The following is a 6,932-nucleotide window of genomic DNA, read 5'->3' as shown; positions in this document are numbered from 1 at the left end:
GGGTGGCGCTGGCCCGCGGCGCGGCCGCGCTTCTCGACGCGCCCGAGCGCAGGCGGGCCCTGTCGGAGGCGGCCGGCAGGGCGGTCCGCGAGTACGACTGGCGGACCGTGGCCGCTGACGTAGTGCGCGTGTACGAGACCGTGCTGCCGACAGAGGGGGCCCTCCGGCCGGTGGCCGCGGGCCACCGGGGTGAGGAGTGACCTCCGCTATGGCCGAATGGCTCTCCACCGCCAGCACCCTCGTCGTCGTGCTGATCCTGGCCTCCTTCTACGTCTCCTGGCGCACGACCCGGTTGGACCGGCTGCACACCCGGATCGAGACCGCCTACGCGGCGCTGGACGCCGCACTGCTGCGTCGGGGCGCCGTCGTGCTGGAGTTGGCGTCCCGCAGTGAGCTGGAGCCCGCGTCCGCCGTGCTGCTCGCCGACGCCGCGGGGCAGGCGCGCCGCGCCAGCGGTTTGGACGGCGGGTCGCGGGAGCTGGCCGAAAGCAACCTGTCACGGGCACTGCGGGCCGTCGTGGACCAGCCGGGCTTCCGAGACGCGATGTCGACCGAACAGGACGGGGACGAACTGCTCGCCGAGGTCGAGGCGGCGGCGAAGCGGGTCTATCTGGCCCGGCGGTTCCACAACGACGTGGTCGCGCGTACCCGCGAGGCCCGTGCGAGCCGCCTGGTGCGGGCGCTGCGGCTGACCGGCCACGCGCGGATGCCGGAGTTCTTCGAGATGGACGATGAGCCGCCCGGGTTCGGCTCGGGAGTGTGAGGGCATGCGCGCCGCAGCGGGGGCCCGGGGTGCCGCGCCGTGCGGACCGCCTGTGCGGGCATCGCGGGTGTGAGAGGCAGGAGGCACCGGAGAGGCCGTCGGGTTTCTGGGCGGAGTGTCGATGGCACGAGCCCGAAGGCGCCGATATGTCGTGGGAATGCCGTAGAGCGAAGGATCTACCATAGAAGGCGGAAGTGCGAAAGCAGTCGTACGCTGCTGCAGCAGCCAGAAGAACCCGTGCACCGCACCGAGGAAACATCCGTGTCTGCTCAGAACTTGGAGACCGCCACCGTGGCCAACGCCAACACCGCCCCCAACTCGGCCGAGAGTACGGTCGGCACCACCCGTGTCAAGCGAGGCATGGCAGAGCAGCTCAAGAACGGCGTCATCATGGACGTGGTCACGCCCGAGCAGGCCAAGATCGCCGAGGACGCCGGTGCCGTGGCGGTTATGGCCCTGGAGCGGGTGCCCGCTGATATCCGCAAGGACGGCGGCGTCGCCCGCATGTCCGACCCCGACATGATCGACGGCATCATCGAGGCCGTCTCGATCCCGGTCATGGCCAAGGCCCGGATCGGCCACTTCGTCGAGGCGCAGGTCCTGGAGTCCCTCGGCGTCGACTTCATCGACGAGTCCGAGGTCCTGACCCCCGCCGACGAGGCCCACCACATCGACAAGTGGGCGTTCACCGTCCCCTTTGTCTGCGGTGCCACCAGTATCGGTGAGGCGCTGCGCCGGATCGCCGAGGGAGCCGCGATGATCCGCTCCAAGGGCGAGGCCGGCACCGGGAACGTCGTCGAGGCCACCCGCCACATGCGCGCGATCCGTTCCGAGATCAGACGGCTGGGCACACTGGACGAGACCGAACTGTTCGACGCGGCCAAGGAGGTGCGCGCCCCCTACGACATCGTCAAGGAGGTCGCGCGGCTCGGCAAGCTGCCGGTCCCGCTGTTCTCCGCCGGCGGTGTGGCGACCCCGGCCGACGCCGCGATGATGCGCCAGCTCGGAGCGGAGAGCGTCTTCGTCGGCTCCGGCATCTTCAAGTCCGGCGACCCCGCCAAGCGCGCCGATGCCATCGTGCAGGCCGTCCTGCACTACAACGACCCCTCCGTGATCGCCAAGGTGTCGCGTGGCCTGGGCACGGCGATGGTCGGCATCAACCTGGACGATCTGGACGAGACCGAGCGCTACGCCGGCCGCGGCTGGTAGACCCGTGCCTCCGCGATCTGGGCCGGACGCCGGCCGCGCGACCGGTCCCGCGGAATGCGGGACCGGGCGCGCGGTGTTGAGTGGTACCGGTGCCGTGTGGGGACCTCCGAGCCCCCCGTGCACCCGCGGGGAACACCGTTGGCCCCAAAGACACCGTCGTGTCCGCATCGCCGGGGCGCCTACGCTGGTGACCAGGGAGCCTCGAAGCCGCGTGCTCCCGCGCCACTGCTCCCGGCAGGCGATCAAGCGAGGTTGGTTCGTTGTCCGTCCCACCCATCATCGGTGTTCTCGCCCTTCAAGGGGACACCGCTGAGCACCTGCGCGTCCTCGACGGGCTCGGTGTGCCCGGAACACCGGTGCTGCGCCCCGAGCACATCGACGAAGTGCACGGGCTGATCATCCCCGGCGGTGAGTCGACCACGATGGCCAAGCTCGCCGTACGGTACGAGCTGATGGAGCCGCTGCGCAAGCACGTCGGCGAGGGCCTGCCCGTCTACGGCACGTGCGCGGGCATGATCATGCTCGCCGACCGGATCCTCGACGGAATCGAGGGGCAGCAGAGCATCGGCGGGATCGACATGACGGTGCGCCGCAACGCGTTCGGCCGGCAGACCGAGTCTTTCGAGGCGCAGGTCGACATCGAGGACACCGACGGCGGTCCGCTGGACGCGGTCTTCATCCGCGCCCCGTGGGTGGAGGCGGTCGGCGACCGCGTCCGCGTGCTGGGAAAGATCGCGCACGGGGAGCGGACGGGTAGGATCGTCGCCGTGCGGCAGGGGGCTCTGCTGGCCACCTCGTTCCATCCCGAACTCACCGGGGACACGCGTATCCACCGGCTCTTCGTCGACATGGTGAAAGGACAGGCATGAGCGGCCACTCGAAGTGGGCCACCACGAAGCACAAGAAAGCTGCCATAGACGCCAAGCGCGGCAAGCTGTTCGCCAAGCTGGTCAAGAACGTCGAGGTGGCCGCGCGCACGGGTGGAGGGGACCCCGAGGGGAACCCGACGCTCTACGACGCCATCCAGAAGGCCAAGAAGAACTCCGTTCCGCTGGACAACATCGAGCGGGCCCGCAAGCGCGGCTCCGGCGAGGAGGCCGGCGGCGCCGAGTGGCACACCGTCATGTACGAGGGCTACGCCCCGGGCGGTGTCGCACTGCTGGTGGAGTGCCTCACCGACAACAAGAACCGCGCGGCCTCCGATGTGCGGATGGCGATCACCCGCAACGGAGGGTCCATGGGCGACGCCGGATCGGTGGCCTACCTCTTCAGCCGCAAGGGCGTCGTGATCGTGCCGAAGGAGGGCACGAGCGAGGACGACGTCACCATGGCGGTGCTGGACGCCGGCGCCGAGGACGTCAACGACCTGGGCGGCTCCTACGAGGTGGTGTCCGAGGCGACGGACGTCGTCCCGGTGCGCACGGCTCTGCAGGAGGCCGGGATCGAGTACGACTCGGCCGAGACCCCCTTCCTCCCGAGCATGGAGGTCCCGTTGGACGAGGAGACCGCCAAGAAGGTCATGCGCGTCATCGACGCCTTGGAGGACTCCGACGACGTCCAGAACGTCTACTCCAACGCCGACTTCCCCGACGAGGCCATGGAGAGGATCGGCTGAGAGGCCGGGGACCGCTCCCGCGTCCCTTAGCGGTGCCGCGCCCGGCTCGGGGCGGCCGCGCTCCTCTCGACCGCGGACCCGCGGCCGCGGTGGTCACGCCGACCGTCCGCGCGGGACCCGCGGTCCGGGAACACGGCGGCCGCCGGTGCGGGGCGTTTCGCCGCAGGGAGTCCGAGCCAGGCGATAGGATCTGCGAACGAGCGTTCGAGTGACACCGGGGAGGGGCGCACCTGACGATGCGTGTGCTGGGGATCGACCCGGGGCTCACCCGGTGCGGGGTGGGCGTCGTCGACGGTTCCGTCGGGCGGCCGCTGACCTTCGTCGCCGCCGGTGCCGTGCGGACCGACGCCGAGGACGAGCTGCCGTCCCGGCTGCTCGACATCGAGCACGGCATCGACGCGTGGCTGAGTGAGCACCGACCCGACGCCGTAGCGGTCGAGCGCGTGTTCGCCCAGCACAACGTCAGCACGGTGATGGGCACCGCCCAGGCCAGCGCCGTCGCCATCACCTGCGCCGCCCGCCGGGGGCTGCCCGTGGTGCTGCACACTCCCAGCGAGGTCAAGGCCGCCATCACCGGCAACGGGCGAGCCGAGAAGGCCCAGGTGCAGCACATGGTCGCCCGGGTGCTGAAGTTGGAGGCGGCCCCCAAGCCGGCCGACGCCGCCGACGCCGTCGCCCTGGCCATCTGCCACATCTGGCGCGGCGGCGCCCAGGAGCGCGTGGCCCGGGCCCAGCAGGAGTTCGCGCGTAAGGTCGAAGTGGCGCGGCAGGCGCGCGGGCTCTAGCGCCCGCGGTACCACCACACCGGATCCGAGGAGGGGACGAAGCCGTGATCGCGTTCCTGAGCGGCCGCGTCGCCGGCCGCAGCGGCGGCCGCGCCGTGATCGACGTGGCCGGCGTGGGCATGACCGTTCACTGCACCCCGGCCACCCTTTCCGGGCTGCGGGTGGGCGACAGCGCGACGGTGGCCACCTCCCTGGTGGTCCGCGAGGACTCGCTGACCCTCTACGGGTTCGCCGATGCCGACGAGCGCGACGTGTTCGAGCAACTGCAGCAGGCCGGGGGCGTGGGTCCGCGCCTCGCGCTGGCGATGCTGGCCGTCCACACCCCCGAGGCGCTGCGGCGGGCCGTGGCCGCTGAGGACACCGCGGCACTCACCCGCGTTCCGGGTATTGGTAGGAAAGGAGCGCAGCGCATCGTGCTGGAGCTGCGCGACAAGCTCGGTGCTCCGCTCGGCGGGGACGGGGCGGCCGGGGACATCGGCGACGTCGACGCCTCCGCGGGCGCGGCGCCGTGGCGCCCGCAGGTCGTCTCCGGCCTGATCAACCTGGGATGGTCCAGCAAGGACGCCGAAGCCGCGGCCGACGCCGTCGCACCGGAGGCGGAGGAGCAGGAGGACGTCGCCGTGCTGCTCCGCAGCGCCCTGCGCAAACTGAGCCGGGTCTAGCGTCCCGCTCTTGAGTGGGCGGGACCGGCGGGAAGGAGCCGACCCTTATGGCCGAACACGAACGCGATGTGGTGTCCCCCGACGCCGATGTGGACGACCGCGCGCTTGAGGGCGCGCTTCGCCCCAAGCGGCTGGAGGACTTCGTCGGCCAGGAACGCGTCCGCGAACAGCTTGCCCTGGTGCTGCGCAGCGCCCAGCGGCGGGGCAGGGTTCCGGACCACATCCTGATGTCGGGCGGCCCGGGCTTGGGTAAGACGACCCTGGCCATGATCATCGCCGCCGAGCTCGGGGCGCCGCTGCGGATCACCTCGGGGCCGGCGATCGAACGCTCCGGTGACCTCGCGGCCATCCTGTCCACGCTGCAGGAGGGCGAGGTGCTGTTCCTGGACGAGATCCACCGTATGGCACGGCCGGCCGAGGAGATGCTCTACGTCGCCATGGAGGACTTCCGGGTCGACGTCGTCGTCGGCAAGGGCCCGGGGGCCACCGCCATCCCGATCGACATCGCCCCGTTCACCCTGGTCGGTGCGACGACCCGGGCCGGGCTGCTGCCGGCCCCGCTGCGCGACCGGTTCGGGTTCGTCGGGCACATGGACTTTTACGACCCCGCCGACCTGGAGCTCATCCTGCGCCGCTCGGCCGGGCTGCTCTCCGTGGAGCTGACCGACGAGGCCGCGGCCGAGATCGCGGGGCGTTCCCGGGGCACCCCGCGTATCGCCAACCGGCTGCTGCGCCGGGTGCGCGACTACGCCGAGGTGCGCAGCGACGGCCGGCTCACCCTGGAGACCGCCTGTTCCGCGCTCAGCCTGTACGAGGTGGACGCCCAGGGGCTCGACCGGCTGGACCGGGCCGTGCTGCACGCGCTGCTGTCCCGGTTCCGCGGGGGGCCTGTCGGCCTGTCGACGCTCGCGGTGTCGGTGGGGGAGGAGCCGGAGACCGTCGAGGTGGTCGCCGAGCCGTTCCTGGTGCGCTCCGGCTACATCGCCCGTACGCCGCGCGGCCGGGTGGCCACCCCCGAGGCCTGGGTGCACATGGGGGTGCCCCCGCCGCCGGACGCGGCCTTCGGCGCGGCCGACCTGTTCAGCGTGGAGAACGAGCCCGAGCGGACCGAGCAGGAGAACGGCGCGCGGTCCGAGAACGGTACCGGGGGGACGCGGAGTTCCTGACGTCCGACGGCCGCCCCGGAGCCCGGAGCAGGTGGGAAGCCGCGTGCCGTGCTGGGAAAGGACACTGAACCGTTAGGCGTCCACCGGGGACCGCGGGGTGGTATCCGGATCGCACCCGCGTAAGCTGGTGGGAAACTTCACGGGTGCGCCATCGGCGCCGTGTCCATCTGCCACCGGGTACAACCCTGGTCAACGCCGGAGCGGGAACACGGCACCGGGCGTGCTCGTTGTAAGAGAACGTGCCGTCCACGGGTAGCCGTGACCAGGTGGCAGTGCTGGCGGACACGAGAGACACGTTAGGAAAGGATGCCCCGTGCAGGAGGGCTACTACATTCTCGCGGCGGGCGGCGGGGAATCCCAGAGCATTTTCGGGATGATCCTGCCGTTCGCGCTCATCATCCTGGTGTTCTGGCTGCTGTTCCTGCGCCCGCAGCAGAAGCGCCGGCAGCAGGAGCAGCAGATGCAGAGCACGCTGCAGCCGGGCGTCGAGGTGCTGACCAAGGCCGGTTTCTACGCCACGGTCATCGAGGTGCGGGAGAACGACGTCGAGCTGGAGGTCTCGCCCGGCACCCGGATCCGGATGCTCAAGCAGGGTATCGGCGACGTGATCACGCCGAACGACGGGATCTCCGACGACACCCCGGTCGAGGACCGTCCGGACTTCCCCGGCGACGACAAGAACGACGGCCCCCGGTAGCCACAGTGTGCGCTCGCCGATCTTGACGAAGGGGG

At 71.1% G+C, this 6,932-nt stretch carries 8 protein-coding genes and 1 pseudogene; all 9 read left to right on the top strand.

Annotated elements, in window-relative coordinates; all coding sequences use genetic code 11:
• Positions 1 to 200: pseudogene (locus VS93_RS25585) on the top strand (alpha-(1-2)-phosphatidylinositol mannosyltransferase); the annotation flags it as partial.
• 8 nt (positions 201 to 208) lie between these two features.
• On the top strand, positions 209 to 763 hold the full coding sequence (locus tag VS93_RS25580; protein ID WP_046472410.1) for a hypothetical protein: 555 nt from the start codon (positions 209 to 211) through the stop codon (positions 761 to 763).
• 276 nt (positions 764 to 1,039) lie between these two features.
• Complete coding sequence (gene pdxS / locus VS93_RS25575) at positions 1,040 to 1,972, top strand: pyridoxal 5'-phosphate synthase lyase subunit PdxS (protein WP_046472409.1); 933 nt, start codon at positions 1,040 to 1,042, stop codon at positions 1,970 to 1,972.
• A 260-nt stretch (positions 1,973 to 2,232) separates the two neighbouring features.
• On the top strand, positions 2,233 to 2,841 hold the full coding sequence (pdxT, locus tag VS93_RS25570) for a pyridoxal 5'-phosphate synthase glutaminase subunit PdxT (protein WP_046472408.1): 609 nt from the start codon (positions 2,233 to 2,235) through the stop codon (positions 2,839 to 2,841).
• Positions 2,838 to 3,587: a YebC/PmpR family DNA-binding transcriptional regulator gene (locus VS93_RS25565; protein WP_046472407.1), complete on the top strand. Its 750-nt coding sequence runs from the start codon at positions 2,838 to 2,840 to the stop codon at positions 3,585 to 3,587. The genes pdxT and VS93_RS25565 overlap by 4 nt, the downstream gene beginning before the upstream one ends.
• 236 nt (positions 3,588 to 3,823) lie before the next feature.
• Positions 3,824 to 4,372: a crossover junction endodeoxyribonuclease RuvC gene (ruvC, locus tag VS93_RS25560; RefSeq protein ID WP_046472406.1), complete on the top strand. Its 549-nt coding sequence runs from the start codon at positions 3,824 to 3,826 to the stop codon at positions 4,370 to 4,372.
• A 44-nt stretch (positions 4,373 to 4,416) separates the two neighbouring features.
• Positions 4,417 to 5,034, top strand: coding sequence for a Holliday junction branch migration protein RuvA (gene ruvA / locus VS93_RS25555; protein WP_046472405.1), 618 nt, complete (start codon positions 4,417 to 4,419; stop codon positions 5,032 to 5,034).
• A gap of 47 nt (positions 5,035 to 5,081) precedes the next feature.
• Positions 5,082 to 6,200, top strand: coding sequence for a Holliday junction branch migration DNA helicase RuvB (gene ruvB / locus VS93_RS25550; RefSeq protein WP_082127204.1), 1,119 nt, complete (start codon positions 5,082 to 5,084; stop codon positions 6,198 to 6,200).
• Positions 6,201 to 6,573: 373 nt separating this feature from the next.
• Entirely contained in the window at positions 6,574 to 6,897 is a 324-nt protein-coding gene (gene yajC / locus VS93_RS25540; RefSeq protein WP_046472412.1) for a preprotein translocase subunit YajC, read from the top strand.
• The last annotated feature ends 35 nt before the right edge of the window (positions 6,898 to 6,932 follow it).

The organism is Allosalinactinospora lopnorensis, from assembly GCF_000981225.1.
GTDB lineage: Bacteria > Actinomycetota > Actinomycetes > Streptosporangiales > Streptosporangiaceae > Allosalinactinospora > Allosalinactinospora lopnorensis.
Note: the sequence above shows the minus strand (reverse complement) of the source record. Positions and strands in the feature narration are given on the sequence as shown.

Excerpts from the sequence above, each read along its gene's own strand:
- VS93_RS25580 (WP_046472410.1), top strand. The coding sequence starts at position 209 with ATGGCCGAATGGCTCTCCACCGCCAGCACCCTCGTCGTCGTGCTGATC.
- ruvC (WP_046472406.1), top strand. The coding sequence starts at position 3,824 with ATGCGTGTGCTGGGGATCGACCCGGGGCTCACCCGGTGCGGGGTGGGC.
- ruvB (WP_082127204.1), top strand. The coding sequence starts at position 5,082 with ATGGCCGAACACGAACGCGATGTGGTGTCCCCCGACGCCGATGTGGAC.
- yajC (WP_046472412.1), top strand. The coding sequence starts at position 6,574 with ATGATCCTGCCGTTCGCGCTCATCATCCTGGTGTTCTGGCTGCTGTTC.
- VS93_RS25565 (WP_046472407.1), top strand. The coding sequence starts at position 2,838 with ATGAGCGGCCACTCGAAGTGGGCCACCACGAAGCACAAGAAAGCTGCC.